18 protein-coding genes are annotated in these 23,082 nt (G+C 72.5%); 14 read left to right on the forward strand and 4 right to left on the reverse strand.

Going from position 1 to position 23,082, the window contains the following annotated elements; all coding sequences use genetic code 11:
* Nucleotides 1-316: 316 nt before the first annotated feature.
* The 8 genes from leuS (at nt 317) to ACWEV0_RS31575 (ending at nt 11,547) form a co-directional block, all read left to right on the forward strand.
* Nucleotides 317-3,184 carry a leucine--tRNA ligase gene (gene leuS / locus ACWEV0_RS31540; protein WP_453153102.1) on the forward strand — a complete coding sequence of 956 codons (2,868 nt, stop codon included), beginning with the start codon at nt 317-319 and terminating at the stop codon, nt 3,182-3,184.
* 131 nt (nt 3,185-3,315) lie between these two features.
* Complete coding sequence (locus ACWEV0_RS31545) at nt 3,316-4,029, forward strand: hypothetical protein (protein ID WP_453153103.1); 714 nt, start codon at nt 3,316-3,318, stop codon at nt 4,027-4,029.
* A gap of 92 nt (nt 4,030-4,121) precedes the next feature.
* Nucleotides 4,122-4,967, forward strand: a complete 846-nt coding sequence (locus ACWEV0_RS31550; protein WP_453153104.1) for a DegV family protein — start codon at nt 4,122-4,124, stop codon at nt 4,965-4,967.
* Nucleotides 4,968-5,498: 531 nt separating this feature from the next.
* Nucleotides 5,499-6,158 carry a helix-hairpin-helix domain-containing protein gene (locus tag ACWEV0_RS31555; RefSeq protein ID WP_453153105.1) on the forward strand — a complete coding sequence of 220 codons (660 nt, stop codon included), beginning with the start codon at nt 5,499-5,501 and terminating at the stop codon, nt 6,156-6,158.
* Nucleotides 6,155-8,635: a ComEC/Rec2 family competence protein gene (locus ACWEV0_RS31560; RefSeq protein WP_453153106.1), complete on the forward strand. Its 2,481-nt coding sequence runs from the start codon at nt 6,155-6,157 to the stop codon at nt 8,633-8,635. The genes ACWEV0_RS31555 and ACWEV0_RS31560 overlap by 4 nt, the downstream gene beginning before the upstream one ends.
* Nucleotides 8,636-8,650: 15 nt before the next feature.
* Nucleotides 8,651-9,277, forward strand: coding sequence for a winged helix-turn-helix domain-containing protein (locus tag ACWEV0_RS31565; RefSeq protein WP_453153107.1), 627 nt, complete (start codon nt 8,651-8,653; stop codon nt 9,275-9,277).
* A 3-nt stretch (nt 9,278-9,280) separates the two neighbouring features.
* Nucleotides 9,281-10,552, forward strand: coding sequence for an MFS transporter (locus ACWEV0_RS31570; RefSeq protein ID WP_453153108.1), 1,272 nt, complete (start codon nt 9,281-9,283; stop codon nt 10,550-10,552).
* 107 nt (nt 10,553-10,659) lie between these two features.
* On the forward strand, nt 10,660-11,547 hold the full coding sequence (locus ACWEV0_RS31575) for a YceI family protein (protein WP_453153109.1): 888 nt from the start codon (nt 10,660-10,662) through the stop codon (nt 11,545-11,547).
* A 6-nt stretch (nt 11,548-11,553) separates the two neighbouring features.
* Here the strand turns inward: ACWEV0_RS31575 and ACWEV0_RS31580 are convergent, their stop codons facing one another.
* Nucleotides 11,554-11,799, reverse strand: a complete 246-nt coding sequence (locus ACWEV0_RS31580; RefSeq protein ID WP_453153110.1) for a hypothetical protein — start codon at nt 11,797-11,799, stop codon at nt 11,554-11,556.
* A 56-nt stretch (nt 11,800-11,855) separates the two neighbouring features.
* Here ACWEV0_RS31580 and holA point away from each other — a divergent pair, with 56 nt between their 5' ends.
* Entirely contained in the window at nt 11,856-12,845 is a 990-nt protein-coding gene (gene holA, locus ACWEV0_RS31585) for a DNA polymerase III subunit delta (RefSeq protein ID WP_453153111.1), read from the forward strand.
* 187 nt (nt 12,846-13,032) lie between these two features.
* Here holA and rpsT read toward each other — a convergent pair whose 3' ends face one another.
* Nucleotides 13,033-13,299 carry a 30S ribosomal protein S20 gene (rpsT, locus tag ACWEV0_RS31590; protein WP_265862295.1) on the reverse strand — a complete coding sequence of 89 codons (267 nt, stop codon included), beginning with the start codon at nt 13,297-13,299 and terminating at the stop codon, nt 13,033-13,035.
* A 185-nt stretch (nt 13,300-13,484) separates the two neighbouring features.
* Between rpsT and lepA the strand changes: the two genes are divergently transcribed.
* From lepA to hemW, 3 genes are all read left to right on the forward strand, one after another.
* On the forward strand, nt 13,485-15,353 hold the full coding sequence (gene lepA, locus ACWEV0_RS31595) for a translation elongation factor 4 (protein WP_453153112.1): 1,869 nt from the start codon (nt 13,485-13,487) through the stop codon (nt 15,351-15,353).
* 247 nt (nt 15,354-15,600) lie between these two features.
* The gene (locus ACWEV0_RS31600) at nt 15,601-17,475 is read left to right on the forward strand and encodes an AMP-dependent synthetase/ligase (protein ID WP_453153113.1); all 1,875 of its coding nucleotides are present in this window, start codon (nt 15,601-15,603) and stop codon (nt 17,473-17,475) included.
* A gap of 76 nt (nt 17,476-17,551) precedes the next feature.
* Nucleotides 17,552-18,784, forward strand: coding sequence for a radical SAM family heme chaperone HemW (hemW, locus tag ACWEV0_RS31605; RefSeq protein ID WP_453153114.1), 1,233 nt, complete (start codon nt 17,552-17,554; stop codon nt 18,782-18,784).
* A gap of 284 nt (nt 18,785-19,068) precedes the next feature.
* On the opposite strand, the gene ACWEV0_RS31610 is transcribed toward hemW, so the two are convergent.
* Entirely contained in the window at nt 19,069-19,872 is an 804-nt protein-coding gene (locus tag ACWEV0_RS31610; RefSeq protein WP_453153115.1) for a DUF3097 domain-containing protein, read from the reverse strand.
* Nucleotides 19,873-19,882: 10 nt separating this feature from the next.
* Entirely contained in the window at nt 19,883-20,605 is a 723-nt protein-coding gene (locus ACWEV0_RS31615) for an MBL fold metallo-hydrolase (protein WP_453153117.1), read from the reverse strand.
* Between the two features lie 156 nt (nt 20,606-20,761).
* Here ACWEV0_RS31615 and hrcA point away from each other — a divergent pair, with 156 nt between their 5' ends.
* The gene (gene hrcA / locus ACWEV0_RS31620) at nt 20,762-21,781 is read left to right on the forward strand and encodes a heat-inducible transcriptional repressor HrcA (protein WP_453153118.1); all 1,020 of its coding nucleotides are present in this window, start codon (nt 20,762-20,764) and stop codon (nt 21,779-21,781) included.
* Entirely contained in the window at nt 21,782-22,921 is a 1,140-nt protein-coding gene (dnaJ, locus tag ACWEV0_RS31625; RefSeq protein ID WP_453153119.1) for a molecular chaperone DnaJ, read from the forward strand.
* The last annotated feature ends 161 nt before the right edge of the window (nt 22,922-23,082 follow it).

Raw genomic sequence — 23,082 nt, forward strand, 5'->3', positions numbered from 1 at the left:
AGAGCGCCTGCATGGCATGCAGGAGGTCAGGAGTTCAATTCTCCTTAGCTCCACAAAAGGAAGCGGGCCATCCGATTCGGATGGCCCGCTTCTTCGTGCGTCCGGCCGCCGGAACGCCGATGCGGCCCGATCGGGCCCTGCGGTACCCTGACGCCATGCGTGCCGTACGCCTTCTGCTTAGCGGGCCGCGCTGATCAGTCCCGACGGATGAACATCCGGTCGGCATCGGCGCGGCGTCCCCTCCTGTGCGAGGGGATTTTTCATTTCGTGGCAGTGCTGGCAGTGGGCAGAGACGATCGATGGAGCTTCAAGGATCATGACCGAGATCAACACGGCTGCCGAGACGGCGGCCCCGCATCGCTACACGGCGACCATGGCCGCCGACATCGAGGCACGCTGGCAGGACGCCTGGGACGCCGAGGGCACCTACGAGGCCCCGAACCCCACCGGCGACCTCGCCGGGGACGCGGCCGTCGCGGCCCGCCCCAAGAAGTTCATCATGGACATGTTCCCGTACCCGTCGGGCGCGGGCCTGCACGTCGGCCACCCGCTGGGCTACATCGCCACCGACGTCTTCGCCCGCCACGCGCGCATGACCGGGCACAACGTCCTGCACACCCTGGGCTTCGACGCCTTCGGCCTGCCGGCCGAGCAGTACGCCGTGCAGACCGGCACCCACCCGCGGGTGTCCACCGAGGCCAACATGGAGAACATGAAGGCCCAGCTGCGCCGGCTGGGCCTGGGCCACGACAAGCGCCGGTCGTTCGCCACGATCGACCCGGAGTACTACAAGTGGACCCAGTGGATCTTCCTGCAGATCTTCAACTCCTGGTACGACGACGAGGCCAAGCAGGCCCGTCCGATCGCCGAGCTGGTCGAGCGGTTCGAGAACGGCACCCGTGAGGTCCCCGGAGGCCGTGACTGGAGCGCCCTGAGCGCCGTCGAGCGCGCCGAGGTCCTGGGCGAGTACCGCCTGGCGTACGCCTCCGACGCGCCGGTCAACTGGTGCCCCGGCCTGGGCACCGTCCTGGCCAACGAGGAGGTCACCGCCGACGGGCGCTCCGAGCGCGGCAACTTCCCCGTCTTCAAGGCCAAGCTGCGCCAGTGGAACATGCGCATCACCGCCTACGCGGACCGCCTGCTGGACGACCTGGACGCGCTGGACTGGCCCGAGGCCATCAAGCTGCAGCAGCGCAACTGGATCGGCCGCTCCGAGGGCGCCCGCGTCGACTTCCAGGTCGGCGACACCGGCGCCATCACCGTCTTCACCACTCGCCAGGACACCCTGTTCGGCGCCACCTACATGGTGCTGGCCCCCGAGCACGACCTGGTCGAGAAGATCGTCCCGGCCGCCTGGCCCGAGGGCACCCACGAGGTGTGGACCGGCGGCCACGCCACCCCGGCCGAGGCCGTCGACGCGTACCGCAAGCAGGCCGCGTCCAAGTCCGACGTCGAGCGGCAGGCCGAGGCCAAGGAGAAGACCGGCGTCTTCACCGGCGCCTACGCGACCAACCCGGTCAGCGGCGAGCAGGTCCCCGTCTTCATCGCCGACTACGTCCTGATGGGCTACGGCACCGGCGCGATCATGGCCGTCCCGGCGCACGACGCCCGTGACTTCGCCTTCGCGCGCGCCTTCGAGCTGCCGATGCGCTGCGTCGTCGAGCCGAGCGACGACCGCGGCACCGACCCGTCGACGTGGGACGACGCCTTCTCCTCCTACGAGGCCAAGCTGATCAACTCCTCCAACGAGGACGTGGCGCTGGACGGCCTGGGCGTCGTCGACGCCAAGGCGAAGATCACCGCCTGGCTGGCCGACCGCGGCATCGGCGAGGGCACCGTCAACTTCCGCCTGCGCGACTGGCTGTTCAGCCGCCAGCGCTACTGGGGCGAGCCCTTCCCGATCGTCTACGACGAGGACGGCGTCGCCCACTCGCTGCCCGAGTCGATGCTGCCGCTGGAGCTGCCGGAGGTCGAGGACTACTCGCCGCGCACCTTCGACCCGGACGACGCGGACACCCAGCCGGAGACCCCGCTCTCCCGCAACGAGGACTGGGTCAACGTCACCCTGGACCTGGGCGACGGCCCGAAGAAGTACCGCCGCGAGACCAACACCATGCCCAACTGGGCCGGTTCCTGCTGGTACGAGCTGCGCTACCTGGACCCGCACAACAGCGAGAAGCTGGTCGACCCGGCCATCGAGCAGTACTGGATGGGCCCGCGCGAGGGCATGCCCACCGGCGGTGTCGACCTGTACGTCGGCGGCGCCGAGCACGCCGTGCTGCACCTGCTGTACGCGCGCTTCTGGTCCAAGGTCCTGTTCGACCTGGGCCACGTCTCCTCCGCCGAGCCGTTCCACAAGCTCTACAACCAGGGCATGATCCAGGCGTTCGTCTACCGCGACGCCCGCGGCATCGCCGTCCCGGCCGCCGAGGTCGAGGAGCGCGACGGCGCGTTCTACTACCAGGGCGAGAAGGTCAGCCGCGTCCTGGGCAAGATGGGCAAGTCCCTGAAGAACGCCGTCACCCCGGACGAGATCTGCTCCGAGTACGGCGCCGACACGCTGCGCCTGTACGAGATGGCCATGGGCCCGCTGGACGTCTCCCGCCCCTGGGACACGCGTGCGGTCGTCGGCCAGTACCGGCTGCTGCAGCGCCTGTGGCGCAACATCGTCGACGAGACGACCGGTGAGGTCACCGTCGTCGACGAGCCGGCCGACGAGGACACCCTGCGCGCCCTGCACAAGGCCATCGACGGGGTCTCGCAGGACATGGTCGCGATGCGCTTCAACACCGCCATCGCCAAGATCACCGAGCTGAACAACCACCTGACCAAGTCCGGCGGCGCGCTGTCCCGGCCGGTCGCCGAGCAGCTGGTGCTGCTGGTCGCCCCGCTGGCCCCGCACATCGCCGAGGAGCTGTGGCGCCGACTGGGCCACACCGAGTCGGTCGTCCACCAGGACTTCCCGGTCGCCGACCCGGCCTACGTCGTGGACGAGACCGTGACCTGCGTCGTCCAGATCAAGGGCAAGGTCAAGGCCCGCCTGGAGGTCTCCCCGTCGATCACCGACGCCGACCTGGAGGCGCTGGCCCTGGCCGCCCCGGCCGTGGTCGCCGCGCTGGGCGGCGCGGAGATCCGCAAGGTGATCGTCCGCGCGCCGAAGCTGGTCAACATCGTCGCCGGCTGACGCCGGGCCGCCCGTGAGGCGGTTCCCCTAGGGGACGAGTAGGGGCAGGTTGGGGGTTCCACTGGAACCGTCGGCCTGCCCCTTCCGTTTACGGTGGAAGAACCACAACCGAGGCTGGAGGGGCGAAGCACATGGAAGCCGCGATCACGATCATGGCGTTGCTTTTCGTCGCTCTCGTGGCGCTCGGTGTCTACGCCACGGTGAAGGTCGCCAAGGCGGCCAAGCGCGGCGTCGACCGCACCCTCGACCACGCTCGGCGCACCGTCGAGGACACCACGCTGCGCGCCAAGAGCTTCGGCCAGGGCGGGGTCGCCGGCGAGCTGGCACAGCTGCGGCTGGCGCTGCGCACCTCGATGCGCGCCACGCAGGACGCCCTGCACGCGGGCGTAGCCGAGGACGCCTCCCTCAAGGAGTCCCTGGACCTCTTCCACCGGCTCAGCGGCCACGGCCGCGAGCTTGACGAGGACCTCAAGCGGCTCGAGCGCGAGCCGGACCGGGCGCACACCGCGACCCAGCTGCCGGACCTCCGCCGGCGCACCGAACAGATCACCCACTCCGCCGACGCCCTGCGCTTCGCCGCCCGGGACCGGGCCCGCAAGTTCGCCGCAGACGACCTGGACTCGCTGAGCGCCCAGATCGACATGGAGGCGGGCGCGCTGCGGCACTGGACCGCCGCCGATGCGGCCGGTGACGGCGCGCGCGAGGGCAAGGCATCGGACGCGGGCCCGGGTGGTCCGGCGGCCGCCGGGACGGCCGGGCAGGCGCAGGCCATCACCGGGCCTGATCCGCGCGCCGCGGCCTACCCCTGGGAGAAGTCGGCCCGGCCCGAGAAGACCACCGGCTGAGGGCCTGCTTCGGGACGTCCGGGTCGTGACGGGAGGTCCCGAGGGCGGGGCCGGGCTGCCGGGCGGCGGCCCCGGCGGGTAACCTCCCGCTCATGTCCCGGCATGTCGCGATCGTCACCGATTCCACGGCCTACCTGCCCCCCCAGGCAATGGAGCGGCACGCCATCACCGCCGTTCCGCTCACCGTCGTCATCGGCGACCGCGCGCTGGAGGAGGGCACCGAGATCTCGGCCCGCTCGCTCGCGGAGGCGCTGCAGAAGCGGCGCTCGGTGACCACCTCGCGGCCCGCCCCCGAGGTCTTCGCCGCCACCTACCGAGCCGCCGCCGAGGCGGGCGCCGACGGCATCGTCTCGCTGCACCTGTCCGGCGAGTTCTCCGGCACGTACGACGCGGCCGTGCTCGCCGCCAGGGACGCCCCCGTGCCCGTACGGGTCGTCGACACCCGGATGGTCGGGATGGCTCTCGGCTTCTGCGCCCTGGCGGCGGCGGAGGTCGTGGAGGCGGGCGGCTCGCTCGACGAGGCCGTGGCGGCCGCCGAGAAGCGGGCCGAGAGCACCTCCGCCTACTTCTACGTCGACACCCTCGACTACCTGCGCCGTGGCGGGCGCATCGGCGCCGCGCAGGCCCTCCTCGGCTCCGCGCTGGCCGTGAAGCCGCTCCTCGAACTCGAGGGCGGGCGGATCGAGCTGCGCGAGAAGGTGCGTACGGCTTCCAAGGCCATCGCCCGGCTCGAGGAGATCGCCGTCGAGCGGGCCGGAAGCGGGCCCGTCGACGTGGCCGTGCACCACCTCGCCGCGCCCGAACGGGCCGCCGTCCTGGCCGAGCGGCTGCACGAACGCCTGCCGGGCATCGAGGACCTCCAGGTCACCGAGGTCGGCGCGGTCATCGGCGCGCACACCGGGCCGGGGCTGCTCGCGGTCGTCGTCTCGCCGCGCTGACGGTCCCCGAGGGCGTTCAAACCGCTCGGGAGGGTGACGGAGTTATCCACAACCGGGCGGCTGTCCACAGAAGTTGAGGCGTCCCGGCACGGCCGGGTTCCGGTCCCTACCGTCGGATCCATGACTCTTCGCACAGACATCGGATCACGACGCGGCGCGGCAACGAGCGGACCCGGCCGGGCGCCCGGTTCGGACGGCCGCTCCAGGCAGCGCACGAGGGCGGCACGCCACGGGAGGCATGCGGCAGGGGCGGTCTCGGAGGCGGTACGGCGCCGGGGCGAGGCGCTGTTCCCGGCGACGGCCGCGACGGCGGCCACGGCGGCCCCGCCGGAGCCCCGCGTGGCCACGCCCGCGCCCGCACCCGCACCCGCACTTCCTCTGTCCTCACCTGCGCCGCTGCCTCCGCCTTTGCCACCGGCGGACCCACCGGACCCACCGGACCCACCGGGCGCGCCGGCACCACCGGGCCCGCCGGGGATCCGTACCCGGGAGCGGTTACGGCTCGCGCTGCGCGAGCGGATGCCGCTGTGGGTGCAGTCCCGGTGCGGGCTGGAACGGCGCTCGCTGGGCGCCCTCGCGGTGGTCCTGGTGGTGGCCGCCGGGGGAGCGGGGATCTACTTCTGGACCGGACGGCCCCAGCAGGTCAGGGCGCCCGAGGTGGTGGTGGCGGCGCGGCCGCTGCCCGAGGCGGGGCCCATGCTGCCGGAGTCCGCAGCCCCGTCGCCGACCGCCGCGGCCGCCGCGAGCGCGGTGGTCGTGGTGGACGTCGGCGGCAAGGTGCGCAGGCCCGGGGTGTTCACCCTGCCGGCCGGGTCCCGGGTCACCGACGCGCTGCGCGTGGCGGGCGGCATCCGCCCGGGCACGGACCTGACGGGCCTCAACCGGGCCCGGGTCCTGATGGACGGCGAGCAGGTCGTGGTCGGGCTCCCGGCCGGGGCCGCTCCGGCGGGCGGCGTGGCCGCCGGCCCCGGCGGGGCTCTGGGGCCGCCGGGTCCCGCCAGTCCGCTGAGCCTCAGCACCGCGACCGTGGAACAGCTCGACGCGCTGCCCGGGGTCGGCCCGGTCCTCGCCCGCCATATCGTCGAGCACCGGACGGAGCACGGGGGTTTCCGTTCGGTCGCCGAACTGCGGGACGTCAACGGGATCGGCGAGCGCCGGTTCGCGGATCTCGCGCCGCTGGTCAGGCCATGAGCGGGGACGACCGCCCGGCGGCGCCGTGGGACGAGGGGCCCGCCGATCTGCGGCTCGTCCCGCCGGCTCTCGCCGCGTGGGGCGGGGCGGCCCTCGCGGTGGGCGTCGCCGGTTGGTGGACGGTCGGAGGCGTGCTGCTCTGCCTGGGCGGGGCCGCGCTGCTCCTGCTGCCGGCCGCACGGGGCGGACTGCGGGCGACCGCCTGCGCCGGAGTGCTGCTGTGCGCGGCCGCCGGAGCCGCGTCCGGCGCTCTGCACGCGGCGGACCTGCGGCGCGGCCCGGTGCCCGGACTCGCCCGCGAGGGCGGCCGGGTGGCGGTCGACCTGACGGTCACCGCCGACCCCCGGCTCACCCGGCCGAAGGTGCGCGGCAGCCGGGCGACCCCGGTGCTCGTGGTCGTCGAGGGCGAGGTGACCCGGGTCGAGGACCGCGACCGCGCGGTGCACCGGACGCGGGCGCCGGTCATGCTGCTCGTCCCCGCGCGAGACGGGCCGGGGGAGGGGCGGCGGGACTGGCAGGCGCTGCTGCCCTCGACCCGGATCGCGGTGACCGGACGGCTCGCCCCGGCACGGGGCGGGGACCCGTTCGCCGCCGTGCTGCGGGCTGACGGCGACGGACCGCCACGGATCACCGGGCCGCCCAGCGCGCTCCAGCGCACGGCGGGGGAGCTGCGCGCCGGGCTGCGCCGGGCGACGGAGGGCCTCGCGCCGGACGCGCGGGCGCTGCTGCCGGGCCTGGTGGTGGGCGACACGTCACGGATCGAGCCCGAGCTGAAGGAGGCGTTCGAGGCGACGGATCTCACTCATCTCCTCGCCGTCTCGGGTTCGAACCTCACGGTCGTGCTGCTGCTCCTCATCGGCCGGCCGGGCACCGCGCAGCGCGCCGAGCGGGGCGGGCTCGCTCCGAGGATCGGCATGTCGTTGCGGGTCACGGCGCTCGCCGGGGGCGGGCTGACGCTCGCGTTCGTCGTGGTGTGCCGCCCCGACCCGAGCGTGCTGCGCGCGGCGGCGTGCGGGCTGGTCACCCTGCTCGCGCTCGCGACCGGCCGGCGCCGTTCGCTGATCCCGGCGCTCGCCGCGGTGGCGCTCGGCCTGGTGCTCTACGACCCGTGGCTGGCGCGGAGTTACGGCTTCCTGCTCTCGGTCCTGGCCACCGGGGCGCTGCTCACGGTCGCCCCGCGCTGGAGCGAGGCGCTGCGGCGGCGCGGGGTGCCGGGCAGGATCGCCGAGGCGCTGGGGGCGACGCTCGCGGCGCAGGCGGTGTGCGCGCCGGTCGTGGTGGTCTTCGCGGCCCGGATGAGTCTGGTCGCGGTGCCCGCCAATCTGCTCGCGGAGCCCGCGGTGGCACCGGCCACGGTCCTCGGCTTCGCCGTCCTCGGTCTCGCGCCGCTGTGGCCGGGGGCCGCCGAGGCGGTGGCGCGGATCGCGGCCTGGCCGGCCGGGTGGATCGCGACGGTGGCCCGCACGGGCGCGGGACTGCCGGGCGCGGAGACGGCCTGGCCGGACGGCTGGTGGGGCGGCCTGCTGCTCGCGCTGCTCACCGGGCTCGCGATGCTCGCCGTACGGGGGCTGCCGTACCGGCGGTGGCTCGGCGCGGGGTGTGTCGCGCTGTTGCTGCTGGCGGTCGTCCGGCCGCCGCCGCTGGCGCGTCTGGTCACCGGCTGGCCGCCGCCGGGCTGGGTGTACGCGATGTGCCAGGTCGGACAGGGGGACGCGACCGTGCTCGCGGCCGGCGGGGACGCCGCCGTCGTGGTGGACGCCGGGCCGGATCCGGCGCTGGTCGACCGGTGCCTCAGAGGGCTCGGGGTGCGCCGGATCCCGCTCCTGGTCCTCACCCACTTCCACGCCGACCATGTGGCCGGCCTGCCCGGGGTGCTGCGAGGGCGGGCGGTGGGCGCGATCCAGACGACGGGGCTCGAAGACCCGCCGTCCCAGGCCGCGTTCGTCCGGCGCGCGGCGCGGGCGGCCGGGGTGCCGGTGGTGCGGGCCGCGGCGGGGGAGCGGCGCAGGCTCGGTCCGCTGGAGTGGCGGGTGCTGTGGCCGCGGGCGGGCCCGGGGGCGCGGTGGGTGGACGAGGAGGGCGAGTCGGCGGCGAACGACGCGAGCGTGACGCTGTTCGTCAGGGCCGCCGGCGGGGTGACCCTGCTGCTCCTCGGCGACCTCGAACCCACCGCCCAGCAGCGCCTGTTGCGCGCCTACCCGGCGTTGCCGCCCGTGGACGTCCTCAAGGTCGCCCACCACGGTTCGGCCCACCAGGACCCCGGGCTGATACGGGCGGTGCGGCCGAGGCTGGCGCTCGTTTCGGCGGGCCGGGACAACCCGTACGGCCACCCGTCCCCGCGGACGGTGGAGGCGCTGCGGGCGGGCGGGGCGCGGGTGCTGAGAACGGACCGGGACGGGGCGATCGCGGTGACGGGCGCGGGCCCGGGACTCGCCGCCACGCCCTCCGGAGAAACGCTTGTAAAGGAGTCTTTCTAAAGATACGTTTACATCATGACGGAGCAGCCTCGCAGCATTCAGCTCACCGACCCCCGCGCCCTGCGCGCCTACGCCCATCCGACCCGGATGACCCTCGTGGGCCTGCTGCGGAGCAGTGGGCCGTTCACCGCCACCAGGGCGGCCGAGCTGACCGGCGAATCGGTGGCCAGCTGCTCGTACCACCTGCGGATACTCGCCAAATACGGGCTGGTCGAGCAGGCGCCGGGCGGCAAGGGCCGGGAGAAGCCCTGGCAGGCGACGGCCCGGTACACCGAGTGGCCGGGCCACAGCGAGGACGCGGCGGTCGCCCAGGCGGCGGACGCGCTCAGCGGGGCCGTGATCGAGCACTACTTCCACCGGGTCGTGCAGGCCGTGGAGCAGCGCCACTCGCTGCCTGTGGAGTGGCGGGAGGCCGAGCAGTTCGGCGACACGCTGCTCCATCTCACGCCGGAGGAGCTGGCCGGACTCGGGCAGCGGATCGACGAACTGCTGCGCCCCTACGAGGAGCGCGAGACGGACCCGGCCCGGCGCCCCGAGGGCGCACGGCCCGTGGCCGTCCTGCGGATCGCCTTCGTGGACCGCGAGCTCACCGAGAACGAGAACGACGCCGAAGGACACATCGCCGACGACGAGAAGGAGTGACCCATGGCGATCGCCGAACGCATACCCGCGCTGCTGCGCGAGCGGCCCTTCCGGCGGTACTGGACCGGGCAGACCGTCTCGCTCGCCGGCGATCAGATATCGCTCATGGCGCTGCCGCTCGCCGCCGTCCTCGTCCTCGGGGCCGACGCCGCCGAGATGGGCTGGCTGAAGACGGCCGAGCTGCTGCCCGCGCTGCTGCTCAACCTGCCGCTCGGCGCTTGGGCGGACCGGCAGGCGCGACGGCGGCGCGCGATGATCCTCGCCGACCTCGGTCGCGCGGCGCTGCTGCTGAGCCTCCCGGTCGCCTACCTGCTCGACGCGCTGACGCTGAGCCAGTTGTACGTGGTGGCCTTCGCGGTCGGAGCGCTCACGGTGCTCTTCGAGGTGTGCAACAGCACGCTGTTCGTGGCGCTCGTGCCGGCCGAGCGGTACGTGCAGGCGAACTCGCTGGTCAACGGCAGCCGTTCAGTGGCTTGGCTGGCGGGACCGGCGGTCGGCGGGGTGCTCGTGCAGGTGCTGACCGCGCCGCTGGCGCTGCTCGCGGACGCGGTGACGTACCTCGTCTCGGCGGGCTTCCTGGCCCGGATCAGACCGGTCGAGCCGGCTCCCGCGCCGGTGGAGAAGGGGCACTTCACCGAGGGGCTGCGCTGGGTCGTGCGGGATCGTTCGATGCGGGCGCTGTTCGCCGCCTCCGGCACGGTGCAGTTCTTCAATTTCATGTTCCACACCCTCTTCGTGCTCTACGTGACGACCGAACTCGGGCTGAGCGCGGGCGTGCTGGGCGCGGTGCTGGCGGCCGGGGCCGTGGGTGGGCTGATCGGGGCGGCGTGTGCCGGGGCGGTGGTCCGGCGGATCGGTGTCGGCCCGTCCCTGGTGGCCGGTTTCGTGGGCTTCGCGCTGCCGCTGCTCCTGGTGCCGGCGGCGAGCGGGCCGGTGCCGCTGGTGGCCGGGCTGCTGTTCGCGGCGGAGTTCCTCTCCTGCGTCGGGGTGATGCTGGCCGACATCGCGGTCGGGTCCTTCCAGATGGCCCTGATACCCGACGAGATACGCGCCCGCGCGATGGGCGCCTTCCGGACGCTCAACCACGGCTTCCGCCCGCTGGGAGCGCTGCTCGGCGGCCTGCTCGGCACGGCGTTCGGGCTGCGGCCCACGCTGTGGCTGGCGACGGTGGGCACGCTGCTCGCGGTCGTCTGGGTGCTGCCCTCGCCGCTGGCGCGGCTGCGGGAGCTGCCGGAGCGGGCGCCCGTGGCGTACACGAGTGAGCGGAATCTTTAATTCGGACTCTCGGTAACACTTCTACCGTTTGCCTCGAACGTGGCAACAGTGATCGAATGCGTCTTCGTTGAAACGGAAACGTCAGCGGTTGTCCGGGGGTACGGGAAGTGTTCGGTCTGTTCGGTAAGCGTGGTTCGGGAGCCTCCCGGGGCGGCCCGCTCGCGGGACTCACGGTTCCGCCGTCGGCGGGTGTCCTCAGCTGCCGGGTCCTCGACCCGGTGAGCGAGCCGGTCCGTCAGGCCGAGTTCACGGTCAGCGACACGGCGGGCCGCAAGGTCCTGGCCGGCGAGACCGATCCGTACGGCAGCGTCCTCGCGACCGTGCCGGCCGGCGAGTACCGGCTCGCGATCACGTCCGAGGGCTACACCCCGTACCACGGCAACGCCGTGGTCAACGAGAGCGGCCACGCCGGTCTCGGTGACGTCCGGCTCCAGGTCGCGCCCCAGCAGGCGCTCCCCGAGCCCGGCGACTGGGAGATCGACCCGATGCACTCCCAGATCGGCTTCACCGCACGGCACATCGGCCTCGCCCGCATCCACGGCCGCTTCAACAGCTTCGCCGGAGCCGTCCGGATCGCCGAGCGGATGGAGCGCTCCGCGATGCACGTCGTGATCGACGCGGCCTCCATCGACACCGGCGTCCAGATGCGCGACGACCACCTGCGCTCCGGCGACTTCCTCGACGTCGGCGCGTACCCGACGATGGAGTTCTTCAGCGAGCGCTTCGTCCACAAGGGCGGCAGCCGCTGGGCCGTCACCGGAGCGCTCACCCTGCACGGCGTCAGCCGCACGGTCACCCTCGACACCCAGTACCTGGGCCTCGGCAACGGCCTCCAGGGCGAGACGCGCGGCGCCTGCCGCGCGACCACCGAGCTGCACCGCGAGGACTTCACCCTCACCTGGCAGACGCTGCTGGCCCGCGGCATCGCGGCGGTCGGTTCCAGCATCACCATCGACCTGGACATCCAGATCGTCCCGAAGACCGCGCAGGGCTGAACCGGCCTACGGCTCCTCGCGCCAGCCCTCGTACTCGGCGGCGAGCGCGTCCAGGGCCACCGGGTCGAGGAGCCCGTCGGGGTCCTCGACGACGACGAGCCACTGGGCGTCCTCGGCGTCGTCCTCGCCGGCGAGCGCGTCGCGGACGAGCCGGGGGTCCTCGGCGAGGTCGAAACGGTCGGGGAGCTCCTCGGCGACCTCCTCGGCGGAGTCGCGGTCGGGCAGGACGAGTACGTGTCTCACATCGTTCACGTGCACATTCTCGGCGATGGGGGGAGTGTCGGTGGCGCGTGGGATCCTTGAGCACGATGGCCACCAAGAAGTCCTCCCCCGACGACCTCCTCGCCCCCGTCACGCTCGCCGTGGGCCAGGAGGACCTGCTGCTCGACCGCGCGGTCCGCGAGGTGGTGGCGGCCGCCCGGGCCTCCGACGCCGACACGGACGTGCGCGACCTCACCGCCGAGCAGCTGCCGCCCGGCGCGCTCGCGGAGCTCACCAGCCCCTCGCTGTTCGCCGAGCGCAAGGTCCTGATCGTGCGGAACGCGCAGGACCTCGCCGCGGACACCGTCAAGGAGATCAAGGCGTATCTCGACGCGCCGGCCGAGGAGATCTCCCTCGTGCTGCTGCACCCGGGCGGCGCCAAGGGCAAGGGACTCCTCGACGCGGCCCGCAAGGCGGGCGCGCGGGAGGTGGCCTGTCCCAAGACGACCAAGCCGGCCGAGCGGCTGACGTTCGTCCGGCAGGAGTTCCGGTCGCTCGGCCGGTCCGCCACGCCCGAGGCGTGCCAGTCCCTGGTCGACGCGATCGGCAGCGACCTGCGGGAGCTGGCCTCCGCCGTGGCACAGCTGACGGCGGACGTCGACGGCACCATCGACGAGGCGGTCGTCGGGCGCTACTACACGGGCCGCGCCGAGGCGTCGTCCTTCACGGTCGCGGACCGTGCCGTCGAGGGCCGCGCCGCCGAGGCCCTGGAGGCCCTGCGCTGGTCCCTGTCGACCGGCGTCGCGCCCGTCCTGATCACCAGCGCCCTCGCCCAGGGCGTCCGCGCCATCGGCAAGCTCTCCTCGGCCCGCGGCGGCCGCCCGGCCGACCTCGCCCGCGAGCTCGGCATGCCGCCGTGGAAGATCGACCGCGTCCGTCAGCAGATGCGCGGCTGGACCCCCGACGGCGTCTCCCTCGCCCTGCGAGCGGTCGCCGAGGCCGACGCGGGCGTCAAGGGCGGCGGCGACGACCCGGAGTACGCCCTGGAGAAGGCCGTCGTCGCGATCGCGCGGGCGGCCCGCATGCGCCGCGCCTGACAGCGGGACCGCGGGCACGACGAAGGCCCCGTCGCCTCCTGGGGAAGGAGAGCGGCGGGGCCTTCGTCGTACAACTCGGGTGGCTCGTACACGCGTGGCGAACGCGTCTCGCGTACGGAGCCGGGGTGGCCGGGCGGGAGCGGTTAGAGGGCCCGCTGGAGTCCCGTACGGCCGGTCACATCAGAGCTCAGCCCTGGAGGGTGGCAACCTTGGTGGCCAGCGCCGACTTCTTGTTGGCGGCGGCGTTCTTGTGGATGACACCCTTCGAGACAGCCTTGTCGAGCTGACGCGAAGCGGCACGAGCGGCAACGGTGGCCTTCTCGAGGTCGCCGGCGGCGACAGCCTCGCGGGCCTTGCGGATCGCGGTCTTGAGCGACGACTTGACGGCCTTGTTGCGCAGGCGCGCCTTCTCGTTGGTCTTGTTCCGCTTGATCTGGGACTTGATGTTCGCCACGAAAAGAGCCTTTACAGGTTCGATGTTTCTTCAGGATGCGCCTTGCAGCTGAGAGGGCACACAAGACACAGCTGTCCACGGTATCAGCCGCTCTCCATACCGCCCAAACCGAGCACCGGGCCGCAGTCATGGGACCATGGACCCTACGTACCCGTTCCGAACACCGCCCGAGACGAGAAGCCTGCGTGCCCGCGACTCCTACCAACGTGCCCGAGCCGAGCCGTACCGACCCGGCTCTGATCCGCAATTTCTGCATCATCGCGCACATCGACCACGGCAAGTCCACGCTCGCCGACCGGATGCTCCAGCTGACCGGTGTGGTCGACCAGCGGCAGATGCGCGCCCAGTACCTCGACCGGATGGACATCGAGCGTGAGCGCGGCATCACGATCAAGTCCCAGGCGGTCCGTCTGCCCTGGGCCCCCACCGAGGGGTCCGAGCAGGGCCGGACGCACATCCTGAACATGATCGACACGCCCGGGCACGTCGACTTCACCTACGAGGTCTCGCGCTCGCTCGCCGCCTGCGAGGGCACGATCCTGCTGGTGGACGCGGCCCAGGGCATCGAGGCGCAGACCCTGGCCAACCTGTACCTGGCGATGGAGAACGACCTCACCATCGTCCCGGTGCTCAACAAGATCGACCTGCCGGCCGCCCAGCCGGAGAAGTTCGCCGAGGAGCTGGCCAACCTCATCGGCTGCCAGCCGGAGGACGTCCTCAAGGTCTCCGCCAAGACCGGCATGGGCGTCGAGGCGCTGCTCGACCGTGTCGTCCGCGACATCCCGGCCCCGGTCGGCGTCGCCGACGCGCCGGCCCGCGCGATGATCTTCGACTCGGTCTACGACTCGTACCGCGGCGTCGTCACCTACGTCCGTGTCGTCGACGGCCAGCTCAACAAGCGCGAGCGCATCCGGATGATGTCGACCGGCGCCACCCACGAGCTCCTGGAGATCGGCACCAACTCGCCCGAGATGCTGCCGGCCGACGGCCTCGGCGTCGGCGAGGTGGGCTACCTGATCACCGGCGTGAAGGACGTCCGCCAGTCCAAGGTCGGTGACACGATCACCTCGCAGGTCAAGGGCGCCGAGGAGGCGCTCGGCGGCTACAAGGACCCGAAGCCGATGGTCTTCTCCGGTCTGTACCCGCTGGACGGCTCGGACTACCCCGAGCTGCGCGACGCCCTCGACAAGCTCCAGCTCAACGACGCCGCGCTCGTCTACGAGCCGGAGACCTCCGCCGCGCTCGGCTTCGGCTTCCGCGTCGGCTTCCTCGGCCTGCTCCACCTGGACGTGATCCGCGAGCGCCTGGAGCGCGAGTTCGGCCTCGACCTGATCGCCACCGCCCCCAACGTGGTCTACCGCGTGGTCATGGAGGACGGCAGCGAGCACACGGTCACCAACCCGAGCGAGTTCCCCGAGGGCAAGATCAGCGAGGTGTACGAGCCGGTCGTGCGTGCCACGATCCTGGCCCCCACCGAGTTCATCGGCTCGATCATGGAGCTCTGCCAGACCCGGCGCGGCACCCTCCTCGGCATGGACTACCTCTCCGAGGACCGCGTCGAGATCCGCTACACCCTGCCGCTGGCCGAGATCGTCTTCGACTTCTTCGACCAGCTGAAGTCCAAGACCCGCGGCTACGCCTCGCTCGACTACGAGCCCACCGGCGAGCAGGCGTCCAGCCTGGTCAAGGTCGACATCCTGCTGCACGGCGACAAGGTCGACGCCTTCTCGGCGATCACCCACAAGGACGCGGCCTACGCGTACGGTGTGCGGCTCGTCGCCAAGCTGCGCGAGCTCATCCCGCGGCAGGCGTTCGAGGTGCCCATCCAGGCCGCCATCGGCTCCCGGGTCATCGCCCGTGAGACCATTCGCGCCATCCGCAAGGACGTCCTCGCCAAGTGCTACGGCGGTGACATCTCCCGTAAGCGGAAGCTGCTCGAGAAGCAGAAGGAAGGCAAGAAGCGGATGAAGATGGTCGGCTCCGTGGAGGTTCCGCAGGAAGCCTTCATCGCCGTCCTGTCCAGCGACGAGTCGGCGGGCAAGGCGAAGAAGTAGCCGCCCCCCGCTCACCGCGAGGCCACCACAAGGCACTCGCGAGGCCACCACAAGGCACTCGCGAGGCCACCACAAGGCCACCACTGACGGGTCTGCGCGCCGACGGCGTGCAGACCCGTTCGTTATATGCAAGCCCTTACGCGCCAGTCCCAGGCGCTCTACTCTGAAGCCGCCTGAAGGTTACTCGCCAGTTAGTTACGCCTAGTTGCGCCCCGCCTGACCGCACCGCCGCCGCCCGGAGGACGTCGTGAGCGACACCCAGACCCTGATCGAGAACCGGCCGCCGTCCGTGGCGGCGCTCTTCCTTGAGCGCGTCGAGCGGACCCCCGACGCGGAGGCGTACCGCTACCCGGTCCCCGCCGCCGGCCAGGGCCCCGACGAGTGGAAGTCGCTCAGCTGGGCGCAGGCCGCCGACCGCGTCCACGCCATCGCCGCCGGCCTCATCGACCTCGGCGTCCAGCCGGAGGAACGGGTCGCCCTCGCCTCCGCCACCCGCGTCGAGTGGATCCTCGCCGACCTCGGCGTCATGTGCGCCGGCGCCGCCGTCACCACGGTCTACCCGCAGACCAACGCCGAGGAGTCGGCCTTCATCCTGTCCGACTCCGACTCGCGCGTCCTGATCGCCGAGAACGCCGACCAGCTCGCCAAGGCCGTCGAGCGCCGTGACGACCTGCCCCACCTCCACCACGTCGTCGTGATCGACGCCGAGGGTGCCGACACCTCCGAGGAGTGGGTGCTCACCCTCGCCGACCTGGAGGCCCGCGGCAAGGCGTACCTGGAGAAGCACCCGGAGGTCGTCAAGGAGCGCGTCGGGGCGATCAGCCGCGAGCAGCTCGCCACCCTCATCTACACGTCCGGCACCACCGGCCGCCCCAAGGGCGTCCGCCTGCGCCACGACAGCTGGTCGTACATGGCCAAGGCCATCGCCGCCACCGGCCTCGTCACCCAGGACGACGTCCAGTACCTGTGGCTGCCGCTCGCCCACGTCTTCGGCAAGGTGCTCACCTCCGGCCAGATCGAGGTGGGCCACGTCACCGCCGTCGACGGCCGCATCGACAAGATCATCGTGAACCTGCCGATCGTGCAGCCCACCTACATGGCCGCCGTCCCGCGCATCTTCGAGAAGGTCTACAACGGCGTCGCCGCCAAGGCCCGCGAGGGCGGCGGGGCCAAGTACAAGATCTTCCAGTGGGCGGCCGGCATCGCCCGCGAGTACGCCAAGGTCACCCAGGACAACTTCCGCCGCACCGGCACCGCCTCCGCGCCCTTCGGCCTCGCCGCCAAGCACAAGGTCGCCGACGCGCTCGTCTACAAGAAGCTCCGCGAGGCCTTCGGCGGCCGGCTGCGCGCCGCCGTCTCCGGCTCCGTCGCGCTCGCCCCCGAGATCGGCTACTTCTTCTCCGGCGCCGGCATCCACATCCTGGAGGGCTACGGCCTCACCGAGTCCTCCGCCGCCTCCTTCGTCAACCCCGGCGAGGCGTACCGCACCGGCACCGTCGGAAAGCCGCTGCCCGGCACCGAGGTCCGCATCGCCGACGACGGCGAGATCCTGCTGCGCAGCCCCGGCATCATGGAGGGCTACCACGGCCTGCCGGAGAAGACCGCCGAGGTCCTGGAGCCGGACGGCTGGTTCCACACCGGAGACATCGGCGAACTGTCCGCGGACGGCTACCTGCGCATCACCGACCGCAAGAAGGACCTCTTCAAGACCTCCGGGGGCAAGTACATCGCCCCGACGGAGATCGAGGGCCAGTTCAAGGCCGTCTGCCCGTTCGTCTCCAACATCGTGGTGCTCGGCGCCGACCGCAACTACTGCTCCGCGCTCATCGCCCTCGACGAGCCCGCCATCCAGGGCTGGGCCGCCGAGCACGACCTCGGCGGCAAGTCGTACGCCGAGGTCGTCGCCACCCCGCAGGTCGAGAAGCTCATCGAGGGCTACGTCGCCCGCCTCAACGAGGGCCTGCAGCGCTGGCAGACCATCAAGAAGTTCCGCCTCCTGCCGCGCGACCTGGACGTCGAGCACGGCGAGCTCACGCCGAGCCTGAAGATGAAGCGGCCGGTGGTGGAGCGGACGTACCAGCACCTGATCGCGGAGATGTACGAGGGCGCGCGGGAGGCGTAGCCCCGCTCCGGCCTGCGGGTTCCGGAGTTATCCACAGGCCCGGCGGAGATGTCGGGCGGTACGGGACAATGGCTTCATGCCTTCCGTACTGCCCGATGGTGAGCCCATGCCCGAGGACGGGGCGCTGCCCGCCCACGCCCTTGCGGGCGCCGGGGAGCGACCGCTCGGGTTCTATCTGCACGTGCCGTACTGCGCCACCCGGTGCGGTTACTGCGACTTCAACACCTACACCGCGAGCGAGCTGCGCGGTGCCGGGGGCGTGCTCGCCTCCCGGGAGAACTACGCCGGGCAGGTCGCCGAGGAGATACGGCTCGCCCGCAAGGTCCTCGGCGACGACCCGCGCCCCGTGCGGACCGTCTTCGTCGGCGGCGGCACCCCCACGCTGCTCGACGCGGACGACCTCGTGGCGATGCTCGGGGCGATCCGGGACGAGTTCGGGCTCGCCGACGACGCCGAGGTGACGACGGAGGCCAACCCCGAGTCCGTCGACCCCGCGTATCTGGCGACGCTGCGCGAGGGCGGCTTCAACCGGATCTCCTTCGGCATGCAGAGCGCCCGGCAGCACGTGCTGAAGATCCTCGACCGCAGCCACACGCCGGGGCGGCCCGAGGCATGCGTCGCCGAGGCACGGGCCGCCGGCTTCGAGCACGTCAACCTCGACCTGATCTACGGCACGCCCGGCGAGTCCGACGACGACTGGCGGGCGTCCCTCGACGCGGCGATCGGCGCCGGCCCCGACCACATCAGCGCCTACGCGCTGATCGTCGAGGAGGGCACCCAGCTGGCCCGGCGCATCCGGCGCGGCGAGATACCCATGACCGACGACGACGCCCACGCCGACCGGTACCTGATAGCGGAGGACGTGCTCTCCGGAGCGGGCTTCCAGTGGTACGAGGTCTCCAACTGGGCCACCTCCGACGCCGGCCGCTGCCTCCACAACGAGCTCTACTGGCGCGGCGCCGACTGGTGGGGCGCCGGCCCCGGCGCCCACAGCCACGTCGGCGGCGTCCGCTGGTGGAACGTGAAGCACCCGGGCGCGTACGCGGCGGCGCTGGGCTCCGGCAGGTCGCCGGGGGCCGGGCGGGAGGTCCTGTCGGACGAGGACCGGCGGGTCGAGCGGGTGCTCCTTGAGCTGCGGCTGCGCGAGGGGGTCGAGCTGGGGCTGCTGAAGCCGGCGGGCCTGGCGGCGGCGGAGCGGGCGCGGGCGGACGGGCTGCTGGACGGTGCGGCGTACGCGGAGGGGCGGGCGGTACTGACGCTGCGCGGTCGGCTGCTGGCCGACGCGGTGGTCCGGGACCTGGTGGACTAGGCCGCCCCCTGCCCGGCGCCGGGCCGTCGCCCGCCCCAGCCCGTGCGGGCTGCGCCCGCCGTGCCACCCTCGCCCGTGCGGGGTTGCGCCGGACCTGCCGACACCCGTGCGGGCCGCGCCGGGCCTGCCCACACCGCCCCGTGCGGGCCGCGCCGGGCCTGCCCAACCTCTGTGCGGGGGTGGGCGACGCCCCCTGCGGGACGGATGTTCACGACGGGCGGTGGCGGGGCAGCCCTGGCCGGAGCGCGCCCACAGTGGGGGCGCCAGGCGGCTGGGACGGGGCCCTATGGTGCCGTTACGAAGTCGATCAGTTCTTCGACCCGGCCCAGCAGTTCCGGTTCCAGGTCCTTGTACGACCTCACCCGCGACAGGATGTGCTGCCAGGCCGCGCCCGTGTTCTCCGGCCAGCCGAGGGCGCGGCAGATGCCCGTCTTCCAGTCCTGGCCGCGGGGGATGGTGGGCCAGGCGGGGATGCCGAGGGCGGCGGGCTTCACGGCCTGCCAGACGTCGATGTAGGGGTGACCGACGACGAGGACGTCGGGGGAGGAGACCTGGGCGGCGATGCGGGACTCCTTGGAGCCCTCGACCAGGTGGTCGACCAGGACGCCGAGGCGGGCGTCCGGGGCCGGGGCGAAGTCGGCGACGATGGCCGGGAGGTCGTCGACGCCCTCCAGGTACTCGACGACGACGCCCTCGATCCGCAGGTCGTCGCCCCAGACGCGCTCCACCAGCTCGGCGTCGTGGCGGCCCTCGACGTAGATCCGGCCCGCCCTGGCGACCCGTGCCCGGGCGCCCGGGACCGCGATCGAGCCGGAGGCGGTACGGGTGGGACGCACCGGGGCACCGGAGGCGGGGCGGACCAGGGTGACGACCCGGCCCTCCAGGAGGAAGCCGCGCGGTTCCAGCGGAAAGACCCGGTGCTTGCCGAAGCGGTCCTCCAGTGTCACCGTGCCCGCCTCGCAGCGGATCACGGCACCGCAGAACCCGGTCGTGACCTCCTCGACGACGAGGTCACGGTCCGCCGGGACTTCCGGCACGGGCGCCGAGCGCTTCCAAGGAGGTGTCAGATCCGGGTTGTAGCTGCGCATTTGGGGGACGCTACGACACCTCGAAGCGGCGTGCCAGTTCATCGCGCTGGCGTCGTACGAACGCCGCGTCGACCACGGCGCCGTGCCCCGGCACGTACACCGCCTCCTCGCCGCCCAGCGAGAGCAGCCGGTCGAGGGCGGCCGGCCAGCGGGTGGGGATGGCGTCCGGGCCCGCCTGGGGTTCGCCGGACTCCTCGACGAGGTCGCCGCAGAAGACCACCTCGGGGGCGCCGGGTACGAACAGGGCCAGGTCGTGGCCGGTGTGGCCGGGGCCGACGTTCGCGAGGAGGACCTGGCGGCCGCCGAGGTCGAGGGTCCACTCGCCCGAGACGGTGTGCCGCGGAAGCACCAGCGCCTCGACGGCCTCCGCCGCGGCCGCCTCGTCCACCCCGTGCCGTACCGCGTCCGCGCGGAGCTCCTCCGCCTCCCGCCGCAGCAGCGCGTCCACGCCCACCGCGCCGAACACCTCGGCCCCGGCGAAGACCGCCGTGCCGAGCACATGGTCGAAGTGCGGATGACCGAGTGCGATGTGCGTCACCCTGCGGCCGCCCGTGAGAGCCGCCACATCCGCGTGGAGTTCGGCGCCCTGCGCGAGCGTGGCGCCCGTGTCGTACAGCAGCACCGCGTCCCGCCCGGCCACCAGGCCCACCGTGGCGTCCCAGCCCGGCAGCCGGCGGCGCCCCACGCCCTCGCCGAGCCGCTCCCACCCGTACGCTTCCCAGTCCATGTCCATGGCGAGACGCTAACCGTTGCGCCGCCGCCGAGCCCGCCTCCTTGCCAGGAGCGATGTCCGCCGCCGTACACTGGCCGGGGGTTTCCTGGCACTCGGACAGGGCGAGTGCCAAAAGCGGAGCAACCGGAACCGGATCGACAGCTGGAGGTGCGCGCGATGCTCAGCGAACGCAGACTCGAGGTGCTGCGCGCCATCGTCCAGGACTACGTCGGGACGGAGGAGCCCGTCGGCTCCAAGGCGCTGACCGAGCGGCACAAGCTCGGCGTCTCGCCCGCCACCGTGCGCAACGACATGGCGGTCCTGGAGGAGGAGGGCTACATCGCCCAGCCTCACACCAGTGCCGGCCGCATCCCCACCGACAAGGGCTACCGCCTCTTCGTCGACCGACTGGCCGGCGTCAAGCCGCTGTCCACCCCCGAGCGGCGCGCCATCCACAACTTCCTCGACGGAGCCGTCGACCTCGACGACGTCGTCGGCCGCACGGTCCGGCTGCTCGCGCAGCTGACCCGGCAGGTCGCCGTCGTGCAGTACCCGTCGCTGACCCGTTCGACGGTCCGGCACGTGGAACTGCTGTCGCTCGCCCCCGCCCGGCTGATGCTCGTGCTCATCACGGACACCGGCCGGGTCGAGCAGCGCGTGGTCGACTGCCCGGCGCCCTTCGGCGAGACCTCCCTCGCCGACCTGCGGGCCCGCCTCAACAGCCGCGTCGTCGGCCGCCGCTTCGCGGACGTGCCGCAGCTGGTGCAGGACCTGCCGGAGTCCTTCGAGGACCAGGAGGACCGCGGCACGGTCACGACCGTGCTCGCGACCCTGCTCGAAACCCTGGTGGAGGAGCAGGAGGAGCGGCTCATGATCGGCGGCACCGCCAATCTGACCCGCTTCGGACACGACTTCCCCCTGACGATCAGGCCCGTCCTGGAGGCTCTGGAGGAGCAGGTCGTGCTCCTCAAGCTGCTCGGCGAGGCCAAGGAGTCGGGCATGACCGTACGGATCGGCCACGAGATCGCCCACGAGGGCCTGACGTCCACGTCGGTCGTCTCGGTCGGCTACGGTTCCGGCGGCGAGGCAGTCGCCAAACTCGGCGTGGTCGGACCGACCCGCATGGACTACCCCGGAACGATGGGAGCGGTACGCGCAGTGGCACGTTACGTCGGACAGATCCTGGCGGAGTCGTAAGTGGCCACCGACTACTACGCCGTACTCGGCGTACGCCGCGACGCGTCGCAGGACGAGATCAAGAAGGCGTTCCGACGCCTCGCCCGTGAGCTTCACCCGGACGTGAACCCGGACCCGAAGACGCAGGAGCGGTTCAAGGAGATCAACGCCGCTTACGAGGTGCTGTCGGACCCGCAGAAGAAGCAGGTCTACGACCTCGGCGGCGACCCGCTGTCCGCCTCCGGCGGCGGTGCCGGGGCCGGCGGCTTCGGCGCGGGCGGCTTCGGGAACTTCTCGGACATCATGGACGCCTTCTTCGGTACGGCGTCCCAGCGCGGCCCGCGCTCGCGCACCCGGCGCGGCCAGGACGCGATGATCCGCCTGGAGGTCACCCTCGACGAGGCGGCCTTCGGCACCACCAAGGACATCCAGGTCGACACGGCCGTCGTCTGCACCACCTGCTCCGGGGAGGGCGCCGCGCCCGGCACCTCCGCGCAGACCTGTGACATGTGCCGCGGCCGCGGTGAGGTCTCCCAGGTCACCCGGTCGTTCCTGGGCCAGGTCATGACCTCGCGTCCGTGCCCGCAGTGCCAGGGCTTCGGCACGGTCGTGCCGACCCCGTGCCCCGAGTGCGCCGGCGACGGCCGCGTGCGGTCCCGCCGTACGCTCACCGTCAAGATCCCGGCCGGTGTCGACAACGGCACCCGCATCCAGCTCGCGGGCGAGGGCGAGGTCGGCCCCGGCGGCGGCCCCGCCGGCGACCTGTACGTCGAGATCCACGAGATCCCGCACGAGACCTTCCAGCGCCGCGGCGACGACCTGCACTGCACGGTCACCATCCCGATGACGGCGGCCGCGCTCGGCACGAAGGTGCAGCTGCAGACGCTCGACGGCCTTGAGGACGTCGACATCCGCCCGGGCACCCAGTCCGGCCAGTCGATCCCGCTGCACGGCCGCGGCATCACCCACCTGCGCGGCAACGGGCGCGGCGACCTGATCGTCCATGTCGAGGTGCAGACCCCGACGAAGCTCGACGCGGAGCAGGAGCGACTGCTGCGCGAGCTGGCCAAGCTGCGCGGCGAGGAGCGCCCGCAGGGGCAGTTCCAGCCCGGCCAGCAGGGCCTGTTCTCGCGCCTGAAGGACGCGTTCAACGGACGCTAGGCGTTTCTGCCGGGGGTCCGGGGGTCGTCCCCCGGGTGAGCACAGTCAGCCGGGGCAGCAGGGCCTGTTCTCGCGTCTGAAGGACGCGTTCAACGGACGCTAGGCGTTTCTGCCGGGGGTCCGGGGGTCGTCCCCCGGGTGAGCACAGTCAGCCGGGGCAG

The organism is Streptomyces sp. NPDC003943 (assembly GCF_053605265.1).